Genomic DNA, 18,871 nt, shown 5'->3' on the forward strand with positions numbered 1-18,871 from the left:
TCCTTATGACATGGCGTAATGCAATTCAACGGCCCGCGAGCGGCTTAGTTACGTAACTGAGTGACGTAACTCAGTGACACAACTTAGTGGCGCGGCGCAAGCGGCGCCAGCACGCTGCCGATCAGCGAAGTCGCCACGCTCGACAGGCTCGAACGGCTCCAGCCGCTGCGCGCGCCCGTCGCGCTCCAGACCACCTGGCCCGACTGCACGTCGATCAGTTCGAGCGTCAGCCCGACCACCGGCTCGCCGTCGACGCCGGTCTTGTAGCGCCACTCCTCGACGGCACCGGTCAGGATGTACTTGACCTGCTGCGACTGCGCCCATGCGAGCTTCTGCTCCGCGCCTTCACGCTGCGCCGTGTCGAAGAGCGCGTTGGAACCGGCCTCGGCGGGCGCCAGGCGCACGTCCTTCAGGCCATTGGCGCGCAGCACGCTGGCCGCGATCGAGGCCGCGCTACCGCCGGCCGACGGCGTTTCCGTGTAGTTCGCAATGGTTGCCACGGCCACCGGATCGCTCGCGCCCAGCGTCGGCGCAGCGGTGTGCCTGAGCGTCCCGCAGCCCGCCAGCAGCAGCGACGCGGCCAGTGCCGCCATGCACCACGAAGACCATGAAGACCACCAGGCCAGACGCCTACCACCCTTGAATCCGTTCATTGAAGCACTCCTCAGATAACGTCGATATGTGTTCCAGTTGCGCTGCGGCGCGCATCCAGGCAGTCTTGCCGCATGCCGCACCGCATCGAAGCGCAGCCGCTTCGCTCTATCAGTAGAACCAGCTATAACGGGCGCCGATTACCGTGATCGGCGCCGAACCGACCTGCGACACGCTTTCATGCTCCAGGTACAGCGCCGCATGGTCGCCGCCGAACACGCTGCCGGCCACCCCCACACTGACCTGCGGCCCCCACCCCTGCAGCGAGTTGTGCACGATGCCGACGTCGAGGAACGGTCGCCAGCGATGCGTGTACTGATCGAGCAGGTCGTTGCCGAAGCCGAAGAACAGGCCGTACTGCGCATAGGTCTGCGGCATGAAGGTGGCGGCGCTGGTCGGGCCTGCGCTGAGCGGCGCGAGACGCGAGATCAGCGCATCGGCCTCGCCGCTCGCGCCATATGCGCCGCGCACGCCTGCGAGACGCACGGTAAAGTCCGGATAGTCGGTGCGGATCTTGTAGCCGAGTTCGCCCGAGGACAGCACGCCGCTGCCCAGGTAATCGCGCGCCTGGCTGTAGAAGCGATCCGCCTCGACGGTGCCCGACGCGTAGATGCGCGGCGTCATGCGCCAGGTGAAGCCGCCGACCAGGTTGTCCTTCATGCCGCCGACCAGCAGCGCCTGCGACTCGGTCGCGCTCTGGTCGCGGCCGGCGCTGCCCGTCAGCGTCAAGGTCGAGTTGCGGCCGAGTTCGCCGGCAATATCGAGCGTATAGAAACTGTCGAGCCCTTCGCGCCGGCCGCCTGTCACCTGCAACGCGGTATCGAGCGTCTGCCGGCGCACGAAGAAATCGAGCGCGCGGTCCACGCCCGGCACGTTCACCAGTTGCGTCCGGTCGACCGACCATTGGTAGCGCTGCGTGCCGGTCACGCCGATCATGTAGCGATCCGCCACCTTGATGCTGCCGTTGAGGGTCTGCTCCACGTAGTCGAGCGGATGCTCGACGTAGCTCTCCACCGTGGTGCCGAGCGATTGCGGCCAGCCGAGCGCCGTATCGACGAGGCGCGTATGCAATTCAGTGTCCTCCGGCGCCCCGTCGAGCCCGTTGAACGCCAGTTGCTCGGCCTGGCCGGGACGGTCGAGCGCGATGCTCGCGTCGATGCGGCCATACAGCGGCAGGCGCGCGCCCTCCTTGTCGACGAGCCGCTCCATGCTCGCCGTGTCGCCCTCGGCCAGCGCGATCGCAAGTTGCGAGTCGGCCGGCTGCGCGAGACGGTTGACGTACTGCTCGGCGAGCCAGCGCTTGGCAAGCGGATTCGCCTCGTGCGACAAGGCCCATGCCACAGCGACGTCTTTCGCCACCGCCGACTTGAGGCGTCCATCGTCCGGCGTCTTGACGGCCGGCGGTGCGGGCGGCAGGCCCGGCGCATCGCCGAGCAGCGTGCGGCGCACCGCGGCGTTGTCGGCGCGCGCACCGTCTTGCTTCAGCAGATCGTCAAGCAGTCCTCTGGACACATCGGCGTCGGCAAAGATTTCCGCCAGCGAGACGCGTCGGCCGCGCACCTGTTCGCGCGCTTCGGCATCCTGCGAGGCGCGCCGCCCGAGCGCCGCCTGGGCGCCGCTGCCGCCCGTGCGCAGCGCCTGCCCGTCGAGCTCGATCTGGTGCCACACCTTGCGGCGCAGCGACCAGGCGAGATCGGGCCGCCCCGCCATCTCCTGCGCGTCGGCCAGCGTCAACAGCCAGAGCGGGTCGCGCGACATCAGCGCCGACTGCAAACGCAGATACTGCAGCGCCGCGACCGGCCGGTTCCTGCGCAGCTCCGCCGCGGCGAACGGCCCCCACAGCAGGCTGTCCTGTGCAGCGTCGTCGCGCCAGCGCATGAGCGCGCGACGCAACTCGGCGTCGCTGCCGTAGTCGACCAGCGACCAGAGCAGCGCGGCACGTACTTCCGGCGTGGCGCCCGGCAAATCCACGGCGCGCTCCAGATCGTGCAGCGCGTCGAGCGGCCGGTCGGTCTGCCGGTAGTACTCGGCGCGCACGCCGAGAAAGCCCGGCGACTGTTCGGCTGCGGCGCGCTCGTCCGGCGTGAGGCCATCGAGCAAGGCGGCGATGCGCTGCGGCGCCTGCGCGGTGGTGTAGTAATAGATCGCTTCTTGCAGCGCGCGTGGCGTGTGGTCGCGCTCGTACTGCAACTGCGCGGTGCGGCCGGCGTCGAGCGGATACGCGTCGTAGAAGTACGTCATCGCGCTCAGATCTTCAGGCGTTTCCGCGCCGCTTGCGAGCAGATGCCGGTACGCGTCGTTCGCCACCTTGTCCTGTTGCAGCAGGCGGGCGAGCTGCGCGTCGTTGCGCCAGAACAGCACGTCGTCGTCGCGCGCGCCGGCACGAGACCGCTCCAGCGCGGCGAGCGCTTCGGCGTACTTGCCCTGGCGGTACAGGATGCTCGCGGCATGCAGCGCATACGAGGTGTTGCCAGGCTCGCTCGCCTGCAGCTTGCGCCAGATGGCGAGCGCCTCGTCGTCGTGACCGGCGCGCTCGGCAAGCAGCGCCATGCGTTCGTCGATCGCGTGGCTGCCTGCGTCGCGCTGATGCGCCTGCAGGAAAGCGAGACCGTCGTCCGGGCGGCCGAGGCGCTCGTACGTGGCGATCACCGAGTCCACCAGCTTGAGGTCGCCCGGCGAGGCGTTCGAGGCATGCACGAGTGCAGCGAGATAGGCCGAGTCGTCGTTGAGCATCGGCGCGAGACGCAGCACGTTGCTCCAGCCAAGCGGATCGTTCGACGCCTGCGCGTAGCCGAGCCACGACTGCAGCGCGAGCGGCGCCGCGCGGTTCCATTCGGCCACCTGAGCAAGACGCTTGAGCCAGAGCGCCGAATGCGGATCCTTCGCAACCTGCGCGGCGGCGACCTTCTGCGCGTTGTCGAGGTCGCTCGATTCGAGGAACGACTGGTAGACGAGGCTCGCGACATCGATGTCGGCCGGGGGCGTTCCCGATGCTGCGGGCGCAGCGGCGCTGCCTGCTTCACTCGCTTGGCTCGGGCTCGCCCGGTTACCGCTCGCCGCAATGCTCGCCGCAGCCCTCAACACGCGCACCGATGCCCACGGCCGCATGCCGCTGCCGCCTTGCGGGCCATCCATATACGCATAAGCCTCGGGTGCGCGCCCGAGTTGCCGCCCTCTCCTCAACACCAGCGAGGCGAGTGCCAGGCCGCCACGCGGCTCGCGGGGTTGCGCGCTGCTGTATTTCATCAGCGCCTTCGCATACTGGTCGACCCGGTCCGGCCGTTGCGCGGCACGCGCCAGGTTCAGCAGCACGATCAGCGTATCGCGGTCGTCGGCGAGCGCGCCGACGTGTTCGTCGGCCGCCTGCAGCGCCTCGACCAGCAGGTTGCCCGACTGCAGCGCGCGAATGCCCGCAATGAAGCAACGACGCTGCTCGTCGCGGGTCCTTGCGTCGGTCTCCTGCTGAAACCAGGCAGCCGCGGCGCGGCGGTACTGGCCGACCCACAGCCCATACTTCGCCACCTCGGCATTCCAGCGCCGGCGGTCCTGCGGGTCCTGGGCCGCCAGCCGCGCATACAGTTGCACCGCCAGCTCCGGCGCGTCGATCTCGGCGGCGCGGGAGGCGAGTATCTCCAGTTCCGTGTTGTCCCATGCGAGGCCGGCCACCGCCGCAAAGCGCGCGCGCAACGTCGCGAGCGCCGCCGCGCGGCGCGGGTCCGCGGCCGGGATCGCAAACGCCTCCTGCTCGGCCACCGTCAGACGCAACATGACTGCGGCGCGATGCAGCGCCTCGGTATGCTGGTCTTCCATGCGCTGGGCGATCCGCTCCGCGTCGTCGTTACGGCCTAGCTGCGCGTACTGCGCGCCGAGCGTGGTGAGCAACTCGGCATTGTCGGGCTGCACGCGCAGCCAGGCCTCCAGATAGGCTGCACTCAGCTCGCTCGGCTCGGCCGCCGCGCTCATCCGTTCACGCAGGCCACCGCCCGGATAAGTGGCGTAAAAAATCAGCACCACCACGGCTGCGAGCAGCAGCACCAGCCCCGGGGAGGCAATGCGTGGGCGGCTAGTGTCCACAGCCGATCTCGACACGTTGATACTCGACCTGCTGCGCGGCCACACCCTGGGTATCGAAACGCAGCAGGGCACCGTCGCGCCGCGCAACCACCGGCTTGCCGGCAACACTCGCGCTACAGGTCTGCGCATTGGCGAGCGTGACGAACGGCTGATAGTAGCCGCCGAACTCGAAGCTCATGCCGTTGGCGGTATAGCGGAAGTTGCGCACGAAACCATTGGCCTCGGCGATGTACGGCAGCGCATGCGCGCCACCTGCGCCACCGGTACTATCGGCGCCGAAGGAAAAGCGCGCAGCGCCACCATCGATATGGATATAGGTGCCGTCCGGGCCGGCGGCGAAACCGGTGACGCCGGAGGCGCCGTCGAGCAGCGGCGCATTCGTGCCCGGCCAGTGCAGCTCGCGCACTTCGCCGTCGCCGCGCACCACCCAGCCGTCGCGGCTGCCCACCTGGCGCGCCACCGCAAACGAGCGCCAGTCGAGCACCTTACGGATGTAGTCGGTCACATGCACGGGCAGCACCGGTTGCGTCAGCACGGTCGAGAAAATCTGCTCGAGCGCACGCAGCGAGGCCACCTTGGTGCCGCTATACATGTGGTAGTAGATATCGATCGGCTTGAAGCGGCGCGGCCGGTCGGTCATGTCGAAGGTTTCGAGCACGCGCGTGAAGCCGTAGAACGGCCCCTGCCAGTCGTTCGTATAAACGTTCTCGTCCTGGTTCGGCGCGTACACCTGGTAGGCGCCCGCTCCCTTGTCGACGCCGATCGGTGCGATATTGGTCCAGCTCGGCGCGGACTTCGTGATGACGGTATCGCCACCGTTGAAGTTGTAGACGCCTGCTTCGTACACCTTACGCACCACGATGCCGGGCGGCTGGCAATCGCCGGACCACTGCAGCACGACGGTCTTCTTGCCGGGGGGCGCGAGGCGCGAGTTGATGTAGTCGATCGAGCCGCTCACTTCGCGGTCGATATTGAACCGGTAGCCCGGAATGTTCAGCGAGAACGCCGCATCGCCGCCGCCGCGGTCCACCTTGGCGCCGGTGCTGCTGTCCACGTCTTCCCACTGGAATGGGTGCGAATAGGTATGCGTGCCGATCTCCACATACGGCAGCGCGAACATCTTGCGGGCAATCTCTTCCAGACGCGGCGAGAGCTTCGGATACAGCCCCGCCGGACCCACCTCCCCTTCGATCACCGAAAGCGTCATCGGAATCTTGTAGCGCGTGAAAATCTGCTGATAGAGCGCTTCGCCCGAATAGTCGGGGCCGGGGAATTCGGCGCGCGAGGCGAAGCCGTCGCCGTCGACATGGGTCATCAACAGGCGCCGGCCGTTTTCGGTCGTGACGCTCGGCGACGGCATGGTCTGCAGACGCAGCGCCGCGGTGAGGAACTTGAGCGGCTCGATGGCCCAACGCTCCTGGCCGATGCTGTCGAGCGACACCGAGGTGTACGGATTGAGCGCATAGCCGCCCCAAGGCGTCAGCGCGACCGGGTCGATCAGCGCGCCGTTGGCCGACACGCGCAGCAGCGCATGGCTCTTCACGCCGACCCGCACGCCGAGCAGATCGCGCGGATCGGGCCGCGGATCGATCTCGAAGCCGACCATCGGGTCGCGGGCGATCACGTTCACCGGTGCGGCCATCGTGCCCGGCACGGCCTGCAGATCGAGCGCATCGCCGAGCGCGCCGGCCGGGTCGAAGCCGAACTGGCCGAGGAACACCACCGGCACATGGTCGACGATGCGCGCGGCGACCCAGCGCTGCCAGGCCTGCGGGTCGGGCAAGGCGTTGCCCTGCAGCCAGGCGACCACGCCCGCATAGCGGTCCGGCGTGACGTTGGCCGGCAGGGGTTTCGAGAAGTCGGCGTATTCGACGTCGTAGCCGAGGTAATTGAGCGGCGTGGCGAGATCGCGCACGCCGACGCTCAGATCAAGCGGCTCTTTGGTGTCGCGGTCCTGCACGACGAGGATCTTGCGCGGCAGGACTTCGAGCGCCCCCACGCCGACGATATCGCGGGCGGCGCTCGTCACGTAGGGCACCACGCCGCTCGCGAGCACCTGCGCCGCCGTGCTGCGGGCACAGTCGCGGTCGGTGCGCGGGCAATACTCGAGCGAGACCGCCGGCACGCCGGTCTGCTGCGTGAAGCTGCGCGCCGCGGCGAGGCGGCTCGCGCGGATCGCGTCCGGCACCTCGACCGGCAAGGTGCCGCTGTCGTTGAGGCCGCGCACGAGCGAGTCGCCCACCACCGCATAGAGCGCTTTCGCGTGCAGTGTGGCGGCCTGCAGCGCGTTGGGCCCGGCGGCGACGAGGCGTGCCTCGGGATGCGCGGCGCGGATCGCTTCGGCTGCGGCAAGCGCCGCCGGCGTGTCGAGCAGGAAGCCGCGATAGCCGTGCGCCCACAACGGCTCGACGAACTGGACCACCTGTTCGGGCGTCGTACCGGGGTCGGCGGGACGCAGGCGGGCAATCCAGACGGTATGTGCCAGCGGATGTGCCGCCGGATCGAAGCCGCGTGCGGGATCGAGCACCACGGCATCGAAGGCCTGCAGCAGATCGACCGGCGGGTTGACGGCGTAGAAGAAGGCGAGATTCGGCTGCAGCGCGTGGCCGGCGGCACTCGCGGAGGCATCGGCTGCGTGGGCGTCCTGCCACGGCGCGGCGCCGGCGCCGAGCACGGCAAGCGCCATCAGCAGCGGCGCGCAGCAACGCGCCGCACGCGCACTCGGCGTGCGCCCGGCTGAGGGCTTCAGGCGGTATGAGCTTTTAAAACCGGCCCGCCCCGCGATAATCGCGTGCCCTGCAACTCGCTTGACGAGCAGCGCTCCCCCGAGAGCCCCCGCTCGCACACCGAATATCGGCGCAATTCCGATTCGCATCCGATTCCTTATGATCGCTTTGGATGTTTTATTGGCAACCGGCGATACACGGCCATGCCAATCAGGCCAAATCTACCGATTCGACTTCAAACGCCACCGGTATTTACCGGCAAGCTTTCCCTATACGGGAAAAACCAACAGCCAGATTCACGCAGCTACCGACAGGATTGATCGCGGCGCAAAACGCACAGACTGACACAACGAATTGGCGCGCATTCTAACGCGTCCCGCCAATGCTGGAATCATTATTTTTACGACAGGTTATTACCCTGTTTTAACCTGGTCAGAGGAATGACAGCGAATTATGAGATGAACCGTGACAAATGGACTAGCGCAAACGTTTTCCGGAAGCAAGGCGATTCCGGATTTCGAATTTCCTTTGACCATGTTTAACACTTTAATTCGTACGTTCGGCACCGCACGGTCGTTCCAATTTTTAACCTTTAGGAAACCCGCGCAAACGTTATCGCAAACGACTTCGCAAGACGTTAATCATTCTTTTATGTGGGAATATCCCCGGCCTCAATCGTCCGCATTTGCGGTCTTTTCCGGATCATTCGAAGAATCATTTCCGGCGCAATTGATGCGGCGCAAACACTGCACGTTCAGGCCGGCACCGGCATGGCGCTCGCCAGAGAAGCTGCCGTCATGCAGAAAACTGTTGCCGCACGATGGGCTGCCTTCGGCCGGCATTCAGTGCTGGTATCTGCAAACCCGGGCGGGTGAAATCGATACCGCTCACACAAACCAGATGTACTTGCGGCAATTGCCCAACAGCGCAGAACAAAATCCGCCCCTGCGGCCTGCAAGCCGCGCCCAAATCGCAAACCTGCCGATAGAATGCGCCTTGGGTATGTTTCATTAGGCCTCCCGAGAGTCTTTCTAAAACCTTTCAAAATTTCTGTCACCCTTCCAGCCAAGCGTTGCATGAAGAGCAGCATCATGAGTCTGGCGGTCAGCCGCCACCATCGCATCGCGGCCTATGGCGTGGCCGGTTTCATTCTGTGCGTGGTGCTGGCGGCGCTGCCGCTGGCCAAGGTCGCCGAGCCCAGGGTGGCTGCATTCCTGCCGCTGTTTGCGATGGCCGTGTTCACCACCGAAGGCCTCACCGCCTATCTGCTGTGGACACAATTCTTCATCACCAGAGGCGCGTTCCTGGCCGCTCTCGCGGGCGCCTATGCGTACACCGCGGTGACGGTGGCGATCCAGTTGATGGTGTTCCCCGGCGTGTTCTCGGCAACCGGCCTGCTCGGCGCCGGACCACAAAGCGCAGTATGGATCTGGGCCTTCTGGCATTGCGGCTCGCCCTTGCTGATCGTCGTCGCGCTGTGCGTACGGCGCCGCTTCCCCAACCCGCTGCCGCGCGTCAAACTCCGCCTCGCCGGCCTCGCTCTGGTCGGTGGCCCGGTATGCCTGTCGTTGCTGCTGTGTGCGCTGGCCATTCGCGGCGCCTCGGCGCTGCCCCCGCTCGTCGACGGCCACTCCTACCAGCGCCTGATGCATAGCCCCTCGGGTATCGGGGTCGCGTTGCTGAGCGCGGGCGCGCTGCTCTATCTGGTGATCACCACGCGCTTGCGGACCCTGCTCGAACTGTGGCTCGGCGTGGCGCTCTTCGCCGGCCTTGGCGACGTGGTCGTGACGCTGGTGGCGAACGCGCGCTTCAGCGTAGGCTGGTACGTCGCGCGGCTCGAATCGGTGCTGGCGTCGAGCACCGTGCTCGGCGTGCTGATCTGGGAGATCAGCCATCTGTACCGCGAACTGCATGCGGCCAATGCACGGCTCGCCGAATACGCATCGCGCGACGGCCTGACCGGCATTTTCAACCGGCGCTATTTCGAAGAGCGCTACCCGCTGGCCCTCGCCCAGGCCAGCGTGGAGCAACGCGCACTCTCGATCCTGATGGTCGACATCGACCACTTCAAGCTCTTTAACGATACGTTCGGCCATCTGCGTGGCGACGAATGCCTCGTCGCGGTGGCCGGCGCGTTGCAGGCAGGTCTGCGGCACAGCGGCGATTTTGTCGCCCGCTTCGGCGGCGAAGAGTTCGTGGTCGTGCTGCCGGACTGCGACCGCGAGACGGCCGTGCACATTGCCGACACGCTGCATGCAGAGGTCGAGCGGCTCGCCGTCGCGGCGCGGTTCGCCGAGGCGGACTGCGTGAGCGTATCGATTGGTGTGGCGACCTCCGGCCCCGATGCGCCGATCCCGGCCGCCGAACTCCTCGCGCAGGCCGACGCGGCGCTGTACCGCGCGAAGGAAGCGGGCCGCAATCGCGTGACGGCCTGGCCCGCGGCGCCGCTGTCACGCGCGGCGGGCGCGGCGGCGTCCTCGGCTTCCGTGCATGCGCATTAGGACCTGTTCACGCCAATAACGGGCTTGCGAACATGGGTTGCCGGCCGCAGTGCAAGAAGCGAGGAGCGCCGCTTGGCCGAGCCAAACGCCCCGAAGGAAGTCCCCTTGGAAGACAAGTGACGAGCGCTACACCAGGCGAATTAAAGCGTCGCTGCGCCAGGATTCAGCTCGCTATGCAGTACGACCAGCCAGCGCCGTGGACAATCGGCTGCAATCTGCGGCCCGGGCTGGCCGTCGCGCGCAGCCGCGATGAAACCCTTCTGCCTTGCGAAGCCGAACGCGCGGCGCGCGTCGGCCTGCAGCCACGTCGATACCAGGCCGCAAGTCACGAAGCCGAACACCGTGACGATCTGCGGCGAGAGCGCCGGATCGATCTGGTGTGCTAACAACGTGAACGCGGTGGTCAGGACCTGGCTCACCGCAATCGCGATCAGCAGGACCTTGAGCATGCCTCGGAGCATCATTCCCGGTCTTGGGCGCACCATCGGTTTCTTCGGTCCTTCTGCGGGTCAATTCAAGGGGTCGTGCATGGCCGCTCATGCCGCGCAGGCGATCTGGCGGCGCGGCAGTTCGAGCCGCTGCGACCAGTTGGCGAGGCTGCGCGCAACCACGGCGGGTTTGCTGAGGATCGCGCTGTCGTAGCGTTTGCCGTCAAAGCGCTGGAAGTCGACGATGCGAAAGCCATGACCGCGATAGAACGCGATCAGATGAGCGGCCGGCTGCGGCGTGTCGAGGGCGAGTTCCGCATAGCCACGCGTAGCGGCCCAGTGGTCCGCAAAAGCCAGCAGCAGCGTACCGATGCCGCGCGCCTGCCAGGCCGGTTCGACGCCGACCTGACGCAGGCTGGCAACGTCGCCGTGCCGGTAGAGCTCGCACGGCGAATCGCTATCGGGCGCATAGAGCGTCATGGTGCCGACGATCCGGCCGTCGCATACCGCCACGTAGCAGTCGCCGCGCTGGGCCCGCGAGCGGGTGACAGCGGCGCTCTGATCGACGCAGGTGCAGTTCAGGCCCATGGAGCCGAGCCGCTCGAACGCACGGTGCAGCATGGTTGTGAGCGCATCGAACGAATCGCGCGCCGGATCGAAACGTCGCAGTTCGATGCGGCCGAAGCCGTGCCGTACATAGTCGATCTGGACTGGCTGTTGCCGGGCTGCGCGCTGTTTCACCATGACCATCCACATTCATCGGGTTACTTGAAGTGTAGGTTTGGCCGGGGAACGCCCGCAAGAAAAAATCCCGTAAAAACTGCGGGGGACGCGGAGCCTCACACCAGTTGCGGCACCGTCTCGCCGAGCTGCAACTCCTCGCACAGAAACGTCTGCAAGGCCTGCACGGCCGCCGCCTGGCTAGCGCCGCTGCTGCGCGCGAACAAGCCAAAGTCGGCGGTGGGCGGCTCGGGCAAGCCGTCGTTCGCGCCGAGCACGCGCATCGCGTCAGGGCGGATATTGCCTTCCAGCAGCACCCCGACGCCGAGTCCCGCCTCCACCGCCGACTGCACGGCCGGCAAGCTGGTGCTGGTGCAAACGATGCGCCATGCAAAGCCGGCGCGCCGCAGCAAGGTCAAGACCTGCTGTTGCCAAAGACACCCGGCGCCGAACGCGACGATCGCCAGAGGCTCGTCGGCCGCACGGCTAAAGCCACGCGCGCCGACCCAGAAGAGCGGCTGGGTCCACGCAAACAGCGGCGTCGCGTCGATCAGCGCCGGATCGCCTACGACCACATCCAGACTGCCCTCGCCCAGCCGGTTCGACAACGCCTCGCTGCTATCGACGACGATCTCCAGCGCCACTTGCGGATAAGCCGACGAGAAGCGCCGCAATGCATGCGGCAACCGCCCCACGGCAATATCTTCGAGCAGGCCGAGGCGCACGGTGCCCGCCACCTGCTCCGCGCTCAGCGCCCGGCGCGCATCGGCTCCCGCGCCGAGGATCGTATGCGCATACGGCAGCAGCCGGTGGCCGGCTTCGGTCAGACGCACACCGCGCGGCGAGCGGTCCAGCAAGCGTTGCCCGACCTCTTCCTCGAGCCGCCGCAACTGCATGCTGACGGCCGCCTGGGTGCGCGCCAGACGGGTGGCCGAGGCACTGACCGCGCCGGTCTCCGCGACCGTCACGAAGGCGCGCAGCAAGCTGCTATCGAGATCACGCATTATCAAGGCCCTTGATGTCGGCATAAGAAATATCAGCTTATCTTAACGTCGCGAGCGCGATTATGATGAGCGCACATCATTCGAAGAGACTTTCATGCAGGACGACCACATGCTCGCCCCGGCTCCCGGGGTAGACGGCGCCGCGGGCGCTGAAGGCACGCATGATGCGCATGGCGCGGCGGCCTCCCCGCCCTCTGCGACACCCGGCGGCGCAGCGCGGCGCGCGGCCGGCCTGGCGGCATTGCTCGCCATGCTGTCGATGTCGAGCGTGCAGTTCGGCGCGGCCCTGTCCGCGCCCGCGATGACGGCCTACGGCTCGTTCAGCACGACGTGGCTGCGGCTATGCTGGGCAGCCGGCGTGCTGGCATTGATCGTCCGCCCGCCCTTGCGCAGCTATGCCCGCTCGCACTGGCTCGCCGCCGGCACGCTGGGCGTGGCGATGGCGGGCATGACGCTGTGCTTCTTCGCGGCGCTCCAGCGCATCCCGCTGGGTCTGGCGGTCGCGATCGATTTCCTCGGCCCGCTCACGGTCGCCACCTTCGGCGTGCGCCGTCTGCGAGCGCTCGTGTGGCCGGTTCTCGCCATCGCCGGGGTACTGTTGCTCGCCCACGATCGCGCCGGCTGGGTCGGCGACCCGCTCGGCGTGCTGCTGGCGCTCGGCGCGGCGTTCGGCTGGGGCAGCTATATCGTGCTGATGAAAAAAACTGGCGCGCTGTTCGTGGGCCTAGAGGGACTGTCGGTGTCGCTGCTCGCCGCCGCCGTGGCAGCGACGCCGTTCGGCCTTGTCGAAAGCGGCGGCCACATCCCGCTCGCGCAACTCGGCGTCTGCGCCGGTCTCGCGGTGCTGGTGCCGCTCCTGCCGTATGCGCTGGAAATGGTCGCGCTGCGTAATATGCGCGCCTCCTCGTTCGGCATCCTGATGAGTATCGAACCGGCCATCGGTGCGCTCGCCGGCTTCGTCGTGCTGCGTCAGCCGCTGACCTTGCCGCAACTGGCAGGCATGCTGCTGGTTGTCAGCGCCAGTTTGGGGGTGGTGCTGGCGGCGCCCTGAACGCCGCGTCGGTGGGGCAAGCAGCGGCTGCGTGCGACGGGGATTTGAGCGGAGCGCGAAGATCGAGGATATCGAGGGCGTAAAAAACTACGCGTAATACTCCGCCTCGTACAAACGCTTGCCGGCCTCATCCTTGGCGGCCAGAATCGGCGCGAACTCGATCGGCCAGTCGATGCCGATATCCGGATCGCTCCACAGGATGCTGCGCTCGTGTTCGGGATACCAGTAGTCGGTGGCCTTGCACAGGCACTCGGCCATCTCCGACATCACGACGAAGCCATGCGCGAACCCCGGCGGCACCCACATTTGCCGGCGGTTGTCGGCGCTCAGATGCACGCCGATCCACTTGCCGAAGTTATGCGAGCTGAGGCGGATGTCCACCGCCACGTCGAACACGTCGCCGGCCACGACCCGCACGAGCTTGCCCTGCGGATGCTGGATCTGATAGTGCAGGCCGCGCAGCACGCCGCGTCGCGAGCGCGAATGATCGTCCTGCACGAACTCGACACCCGCGGCCACGTGGCGCGCAAATTCGTCGGCATTGAAGGTCTCGAACGCGCTGCCCAACTCGTCGCAGAACAACTCCGATTCGACGATTTTCACTTCCGGGAGCGCCGTGCGCGTGACCTTCAAAGTCGTGGCGCCTGCCCCGTAAACAGGCGCCGCCTTGCCGCGACGCGCCCGGATGCTGCGGCTGGCAAGCCGTTCGGCCGCGCTTCTCCCGCCATGCGTCGCGCCCTGCCGTGCCGGTTGCGAATGACGGGTATTCATGCCGGCGCACCTGCCACCCGGCGTGTAATCGCCTGGTACTGCTCGGCGGTGTCGTTGAGCGTCAGACCTGCCAGCGGGCGCGCCACGCGCGGCTGCCGCAGCGCCGCGACCAGCGCCTGCGCATAGGCGCCGGTGTCGGCGGTATCGAGCAATTGCACACCGGGAAAATCGCGCGCGAAAGCGAACGCGTCGATCGTGCTGGCGACCACCGGAATCCCCGTCGCCAGCGCTTCGAGAAACGCGATGCTGTGCCCTTCCGAACGCGACGGCATGACAAATACGCCCGACTCGGTCAAGAGGCGCGAGACGTCACCGCGCGGACCGTGCATGACGACCCGTGTCTCGAGTCCAAGCTCGCGCACGCGCGCCTCTATTGCCGCGAAGTACGCCGGATCTTCGACGACCCCGGCCAGCAGCAGCCGCGCCTCGGGGACTGCTTGCAGCGCCTCGGCAAACGCGCTCACCGTCTGCAACTGGTTCTTGACCGCGTTATAGCGGCCAATCTGCACGATCTGCAGCGGGCTGCCCGCACGCGTGGCGTCGGCCTGCGTCGTGCAGACGAAGCGGCGCGTATCGACGCCGTTCGGAATCACCTGCATCAGCGGATGACGGCCAATCGCGGCAACGTAGTCCTTGAGGTTGCTCTCCGACACGCCGATCACCGCCCGCGCCCGGCTCGACAGCAGCCGCTCGACGCGGCGAAACAGCGAGCGCTCGAAGTCGTTGGCCGCCGAATGCATCACATAGATCACCGGCACCCGCACCGGCAAGGCCCGCGCATAGAACGCCGGAATGGTTGCATGCGCAAGCAGCACGTCGGGTTTGAAACGGCGAATCGCCTGATACAGATGCCACAGCTTGCCGAGGCTGCCGTGAGTGACGACCGGGAACAGGCAAGCCACCTGTTGCGCTTCGAGCTCGCCGCGCAGCGCAACGAAGTCGTCCTGTTGCGGCAGCAACGAGGTCACGCCCACCGTGTCGCCGTGCGTCTGCTGATGGATCGCGAGGTCTTTCGCGAGCACTTCGGCGCCCGAGAGCCGCGGCGCAAGAACCAGATGAAGAATTCGCATCACGCCCTCTTCAGGATCCGATAGAGCATCCAGGCTGCGCTCGCGCTCAGGCCCACTGTCAACGCCCATGCTACGCCGGTCACGCCCCACAGATGGGTGGCGGGCGGCACGATGACGACGAGCGCGACCACCTGCAGCACCGAAGCCTCGGTGGCCGCTTTCGGTGCGCCGACGGCGCGCAGGTACGCGACCAGCATGGCGATCACCGCGCCGATCGCCATGTTGATGACGAAGATCCTGAAGAGCGGCACGGCCGACATCCACGCCGGCCCGAGCACCAGCATGAAGAGCGGCGCCGCGGTCCAGCGCAGCACCAGCACCACCGCCACGAGGCCGATCACGATGATCGCCATGTAGCGCGCGAACAGTCTGGCCGCCGAACCGTCTTCGCGCCGATGATGCGCGGAGAAGGTCGGAAACAGATACTGGCCGAGCGCGATCGCCGCATCGGCAAGCAACATCTGCGCGAGCTTCGACGACATCTGATAGGCGCCGAGCGCCACCGGGCCGAGCAGTTTGGCGACCAGCACCTTGTCGAACTGGTTGAGCAGCAGGTTGACGACGCTGCCGGCCCAGATCCAGCGGCTGAAATTCACGTAGTGGCCGATGCCGTGCCACACGAGCCGCACCGGCGGCCGGGGACCCATGGTGGTCCAGCTCAGCATGGTCTTGAGCGCTTCGCCGGCGATCATGCCGATCAGCACCGCGAAGGCGCCGGCGCCACCCCATGCGCAAGCAAGGCCGATCGCGCAATCAGCGCATGCCGACGAGGTTTCGACACCGGCCAGTTGCTGGAAGCGCCGCTCGCGCTGCACCATGTAGTAAGCGGGGGACGCGAGGCCGCGAATCAGCGGCAGCGCGGCGGCCAGTTGCAGCAGCACCAGCGAGCCACCCAGATGGAACTGCGCATTCATCAATGGCGCGAGCGCGATCAGCAACAGCGCAATCAGCATGCCGCGTGCGGTTAGCGTGGTCCACACCGCACCGAGTTCCGCACGGCTCGGGATAACCTTCGCCTGCACCACGGCCTGGGCGAGGCCGGTCTCGCTGAGCGCCTCGGCAATCGCCACCGCCAGCAAGGCCACGCTGACGCTGCCGATCGCCGCCGGCCCGAGCATGCGGCCGATCGCAAGAAACTTCAACGCGACCAATCCACGGACAACCACCTGCTGGATCAATACCCAGGTCGCCGCGCTGCCGTCGAATGCAGGTCTCATCGAGACAAGCGGAGCCCTGATCGATCTCACGGATGCCCTCCCCTTTTTACATGCGCAATCCATCTCTGACACGGTAACGCGGCTGTTTATGCGGGGACCGCCATCTCCTAGCCGATATCGGCCCCGTGCAGGCCCCGGACAATGTTTTTCGTTACCTTTGGGGTATGACAAAAGACACTATCCTCGTCATCGAACCAGACTTCACGGGTCACCGCTGGCGCTATGCCGAATGGACCGCGCAGGCGTGTGTCGACGCGGGCTATCAGTGCGTGATCGTGACCGCCTCGGCCAACGCCACCCACCCGCTCGCGCAACGTCTCGCCGCCGGCAACGGGATCGATGCCTCGGCAGACCTACAGATCAGCTTCGTCGATCCGCCCGCCGACGCCGGCCCTCCCGGCATCGGTTCGCTCAGCTACGTGCGCTTCTTTCGCCACTTTCAGCATATCTATCGCACCGTCAGCCGGGAGTACCGCGTGGTGCAGGTGGTGGTGCCGTATCTCGACTACTTCTTCTATGCCTTGCCTTTACTCGGCTCACCGTTCGGCGCCACACCCTGGCTCGGCATTACGATGCGCGCAACGTTTCATCATCACGAAGCCGGCGTACGTACACCACGCCGCCCGCTCGTCAATGCGGTCAAAGGGCAATTGTTTCGGCGTGCGATTCGCACGGGCGGCCTGAAGACGCTGCTCACAATCGACCCGACGCTGGCCGACTGGTGCGCCAACCATCCCGAGCCCGGCGCCGCGCCGGTGCAGTATCTGGCCGACCCGTGCCCCGAAGCCGCGCCGCTCGATCCGTGGGATGCCCGCGAGCAGCTCGGTCTCGCCGCTTACGGTCAGTTCGTGCTGGTGTACGGCACGATCAGCGAGCGCAAAGGCATTTTCGAACTCGTCGATGCGCTGGCCGCCCGCGACGACGCCCCGACGCTCGTGATCGCCGGCGTTCAGGATATGGAAGTGCGGGCCCCCTTGCTCAAGGCGCTGACACAACTGGCGTCGGAGCCGGTGGTGCTGGACCGATTCATCGATACCGCCACCGAACAGGCGCTCTTCTCCGCCTGCGACGTGATCTGGCTCGGCTACAAAGGGCACTACGGAATGAGCGGCGTGTTGGTGCAAGCCTACCGCTTCGGCAAGCCGCTGATCGCGACAGCCGATGGCCTGATCGGCTGGTTTTGCCGCAACGGCGAGCTGGGCCCGGTAATCGACGAACTCGCGCCCGATTCGATCAATCAGGCGCTCGATACGCTGCTCGCGCAGAACTGGCAGCCCCCCGGCGCGGCGAACGGCCCGCATCTGCTCGAGCGCAATACGCTCGCTCATTTCAAGCAGACCTTGCAAGCGGCGCTGCTCGAAAGCCCGAAGGTGTGGACCGCAAGTGCATGCCATCCTGGCGCCGCGCCGACATAAGCGGACTCACCTGGCAAATCAGTCCCGCATCTGCAAACCGGCTTGTCGAACCCAACCGAGCGCCGCTCACCCCGCCGCCCCCGGCCCCTGGACGCTACGCACCGCACCGCCCGCCGGTTCAAGCCAGCGTTCGCGGGCGAGCCGCGAGATCGGTTCCTCGATATACCGCGCCGTCGTGCGCGCTCCGAGATACGCGCCAAGCGTCACCAGTGCAAGCGCCGCGAGATAGCCGGTCAGCGGATACGCGAGCGCCGCACCGCTAAACACACCTAGCTTCAGCACGGCTCGAATGACGACAATGCCGGCAAAGTTCCAGATGTAGACGCCGTAGCTATACTGGCCCAGCGCGGACAGAATCTTCAAACTCAGGACTGCTTCAGGAAACCCCGACATCAGCAGAAGCAACGCGGCCGACAGGCACGCGGCGAAAAAAGGCGCAAGCCCGTGGCTCAGTCCGTCACCGACCCCGCACAGATACAGCAATACACCGCATAGCGCGCCCATTGTCACCGTGCCGGACAGCTCGAGCGGCCCGAGCCGCTGGTCGCCCGCAAGCACCGGGCGGGCCAGACGCCATATCCAGATGCCCACGACGAAACACGGCAACTGCGCGGGCGGCCAGAAGTAATAGAACTCATTGTTCTGCACGAGGCAGCCCCGCGCATGCGAACACGGCCCCGCATACCAGAAGGCGGCACAGATGAGCATCACCAGCAGGCTCGCAGCCGTCAGCCCGCGAACCGTGCGGCAAGCGGCAAACAAGGCCGGCGCCAGCAGATAGAAAAACATCTCGACGCCGATCGACCAGCCGCCCGGCACCACGCTATTGATTGCGCCCGGCACCCACTCGTGGATAAACAGCAGATTGGCGAACACGTCCACGAGGCCGTGCGGCAGCAGCATGCGCGAATGCATCAGCAGCGCGCTGTCGTCGATGAGCGCATAAGCTGCAAGCCCCACGAAATACAGCGGCGCGATGCGGAAAAAGCGCTTGATGTAAAAGCGCCGGCAGGTATCGCGGCTCGAGTAACGGCGTGCATCGCCTTCGAGCGTGGTGCAGATGGTGATGGCGCTGATGACGAAGAAAGTCTGCACGCCGTACTGTCCGAAGCGCGAGAGCGTCGCGATCCACACCGGCAGATCGACGAACCACGGCGACAGATGGACGGCGATTACGCCGAGGATCGCGAGCGCGCGTCCCGCATCGAGTACTGCAAGACGCCGCTGGATCGTCATCGATGCG

14 protein-coding genes are annotated in these 18,871 nt (G+C 66.5%); 4 read left to right on the forward strand and 10 right to left on the reverse strand.

Translation table 11 applies throughout. The features are described 5' to 3' along the window. Positions 1–83: 83 nt before the first annotated feature. The 3 genes from AC1ECK_RS22485 to AC1ECK_RS22495 form a co-directional block, all read right to left on the reverse strand. Positions 84–653: a penicillin-binding protein activator LpoB gene (locus tag AC1ECK_RS22485; RefSeq protein ID WP_480322864.1), complete on the reverse strand. Its 570-nt coding sequence runs from the start codon at positions 651–653 to the stop codon at positions 84–86. A 109-nt stretch (positions 654–762) separates the two neighbouring features. Beyond that, positions 763–4,725 (reverse strand): tetratricopeptide repeat protein, encoded by a 3,963-nt coding sequence (locus tag AC1ECK_RS22490; RefSeq protein ID WP_480322866.1) that lies wholly within the window; start codon positions 4,723–4,725, stop codon positions 763–765. Continuing rightward, complete coding sequence (locus tag AC1ECK_RS22495; RefSeq protein ID WP_480323052.1) at positions 4,715–7,411, reverse strand: bifunctional glycoside hydrolase/polysaccharide deacetylase family protein; 2,697 nt, start codon at positions 7,409–7,411, stop codon at positions 4,715–4,717. The genes AC1ECK_RS22490 and AC1ECK_RS22495 overlap by 11 nt, the downstream gene beginning before the upstream one ends. Before the next feature lie 505 nt (positions 7,412–7,916). Between AC1ECK_RS22495 and AC1ECK_RS22500 the strand changes: the two genes are divergently transcribed. After that, positions 7,917–8,465, forward strand: a complete 549-nt coding sequence (locus tag AC1ECK_RS22500) for a hypothetical protein (RefSeq protein ID WP_480322868.1) — start codon at positions 7,917–7,919, stop codon at positions 8,463–8,465. A 62-nt stretch (positions 8,466–8,527) separates the two neighbouring features. After that, positions 8,528–9,952: a sensor domain-containing diguanylate cyclase gene (locus AC1ECK_RS22505; protein ID WP_480322870.1), complete on the forward strand. Its 1,425-nt coding sequence runs from the start codon at positions 8,528–8,530 to the stop codon at positions 9,950–9,952. Positions 9,953–10,092: 140 nt separating this feature from the next. On the opposite strand, the gene AC1ECK_RS22510 is transcribed toward AC1ECK_RS22505, so the two are convergent. The 3 genes from AC1ECK_RS22510 to AC1ECK_RS22520 all read right to left on the reverse strand — a co-directional run bounded on the left by AC1ECK_RS22510 (position 10,093) and on the right by AC1ECK_RS22520 (position 12,104). Continuing rightward, positions 10,093–10,416, reverse strand: a complete 324-nt coding sequence (locus AC1ECK_RS22510) for a hypothetical protein (RefSeq protein ID WP_480322872.1) — start codon at positions 10,414–10,416, stop codon at positions 10,093–10,095. A 72-nt stretch (positions 10,417–10,488) separates the two neighbouring features. Continuing rightward, positions 10,489–11,124: a GNAT family N-acetyltransferase gene (locus AC1ECK_RS22515; protein WP_480322874.1), complete on the reverse strand. Its 636-nt coding sequence runs from the start codon at positions 11,122–11,124 to the stop codon at positions 10,489–10,491. 95 nt (positions 11,125–11,219) lie between these two features. Beyond that, positions 11,220–12,104, reverse strand: a complete 885-nt coding sequence (locus AC1ECK_RS22520) for a LysR substrate-binding domain-containing protein (RefSeq protein WP_480322876.1) — start codon at positions 12,102–12,104, stop codon at positions 11,220–11,222. Positions 12,105–12,198: 94 nt separating this feature from the next. Between AC1ECK_RS22520 and AC1ECK_RS22525 the strand changes: the two genes are divergently transcribed. After that, entirely contained in the window at positions 12,199–13,155 is a 957-nt protein-coding gene (locus tag AC1ECK_RS22525; RefSeq protein WP_480322878.1) for an EamA family transporter, read from the forward strand. 87 nt (positions 13,156–13,242) lie between these two features. On the opposite strand, the gene rfbC is transcribed toward AC1ECK_RS22525, so the two are convergent. Genes rfbC through AC1ECK_RS22540 form a run of 3 tightly spaced genes read right to left on the reverse strand, consistent with a single transcriptional unit; the run spans position 13,243 to position 16,213 of the window. After that, on the reverse strand, positions 13,243–13,926 hold the full coding sequence (gene rfbC, locus AC1ECK_RS22530; RefSeq protein WP_480322880.1) for a dTDP-4-dehydrorhamnose 3,5-epimerase: 684 nt from the start codon (positions 13,924–13,926) through the stop codon (positions 13,243–13,245). Further along, a complete protein-coding gene (locus AC1ECK_RS22535; RefSeq protein ID WP_480322882.1) occupies positions 13,923–14,996 on the reverse strand; it encodes a glycosyltransferase family 4 protein in 1,074 nt (357 codons plus the stop codon). Before AC1ECK_RS22535 ends, rfbC begins: the two co-directional genes overlap by 4 nt. Continuing rightward, positions 14,996–16,213 carry an oligosaccharide flippase family protein gene (locus AC1ECK_RS22540; protein WP_480322884.1) on the reverse strand — a complete coding sequence of 406 codons (1,218 nt, stop codon included), beginning with the start codon at positions 16,211–16,213 and terminating at the stop codon, positions 14,996–14,998. Before AC1ECK_RS22540 ends, AC1ECK_RS22535 begins: the two co-directional genes overlap by 1 nt. 164 nt (positions 16,214–16,377) lie before the next feature. Here AC1ECK_RS22540 and AC1ECK_RS22545 point away from each other — a divergent pair, with 164 nt between their 5' ends. Then, the gene (locus AC1ECK_RS22545) at positions 16,378–17,628 is read left to right on the forward strand and encodes a glycosyltransferase (protein WP_480322886.1); all 1,251 of its coding nucleotides are present in this window, start codon (positions 16,378–16,380) and stop codon (positions 17,626–17,628) included. 66 nt (positions 17,629–17,694) lie between these two features. Here the strand turns inward: AC1ECK_RS22545 and AC1ECK_RS22550 are convergent, their stop codons facing one another. Further along, on the reverse strand, positions 17,695–18,864 hold the full coding sequence (locus AC1ECK_RS22550; RefSeq protein WP_480322888.1) for an acyltransferase family protein: 1,170 nt from the start codon (positions 18,862–18,864) through the stop codon (positions 17,695–17,697). Positions 18,865–18,871: the final 7 nt, after the last annotated feature.

The sequence above is a fragment of the Paraburkholderia sp. SSBN10T genome (assembly GCF_056619545.1).

What these genes read in the sequence shown, in the direction of transcription:
- AC1ECK_RS22485 (WP_480322864.1), bottom strand. Translation starts at nt 653, where the DNA reads ATGAACGGATTCAAGGGTGGTAGGCGTCTGGCCTGGTGGTCTTCATGG.
- AC1ECK_RS22495 (WP_480323052.1), bottom strand. Translation starts at nt 7,411, where the DNA reads ATGGCGCTTGCCGTGCTCGGCGCCGGCGCCGCGCCGTGGCAGGACGCC.
- AC1ECK_RS22505 (WP_480322870.1), top strand. Translation starts at nt 8,528, where the DNA reads ATGAAGAGCAGCATCATGAGTCTGGCGGTCAGCCGCCACCATCGCATC.
- AC1ECK_RS22510 (WP_480322872.1), bottom strand. Translation starts at nt 10,416, where the DNA reads ATGATGCTCCGAGGCATGCTCAAGGTCCTGCTGATCGCGATTGCGGTG.
- AC1ECK_RS22515 (WP_480322874.1), bottom strand. Translation starts at nt 11,124, where the DNA reads ATGGTGAAACAGCGCGCAGCCCGGCAACAGCCAGTCCAGATCGACTAT.
- AC1ECK_RS22520 (WP_480322876.1), bottom strand. Translation starts at nt 12,104, where the DNA reads ATGCGTGATCTCGATAGCAGCTTGCTGCGCGCCTTCGTGACGGTCGCG.
- AC1ECK_RS22525 (WP_480322878.1), top strand. Translation starts at nt 12,199, where the DNA reads ATGCAGGACGACCACATGCTCGCCCCGGCTCCCGGGGTAGACGGCGCC.
- rfbC (WP_480322880.1), bottom strand. Translation starts at nt 13,926, where the DNA reads ATGAATACCCGTCATTCGCAACCGGCACGGCAGGGCGCGACGCATGGC.
- AC1ECK_RS22535 (WP_480322882.1), bottom strand. Translation starts at nt 14,996, where the DNA reads ATGCGAATTCTTCATCTGGTTCTTGCGCCGCGGCTCTCGGGCGCCGAA.
- AC1ECK_RS22540 (WP_480322884.1), bottom strand. Translation starts at nt 16,213, where the DNA reads ATGAGACCTGCATTCGACGGCAGCGCGGCGACCTGGGTATTGATCCAG.
- AC1ECK_RS22545 (WP_480322886.1), top strand. Translation starts at nt 16,378, where the DNA reads ATGACAAAAGACACTATCCTCGTCATCGAACCAGACTTCACGGGTCAC.
- AC1ECK_RS22550 (WP_480322888.1), bottom strand. Translation starts at nt 18,864, where the DNA reads ATGACGATCCAGCGGCGTCTTGCAGTACTCGATGCGGGACGCGCGCTC.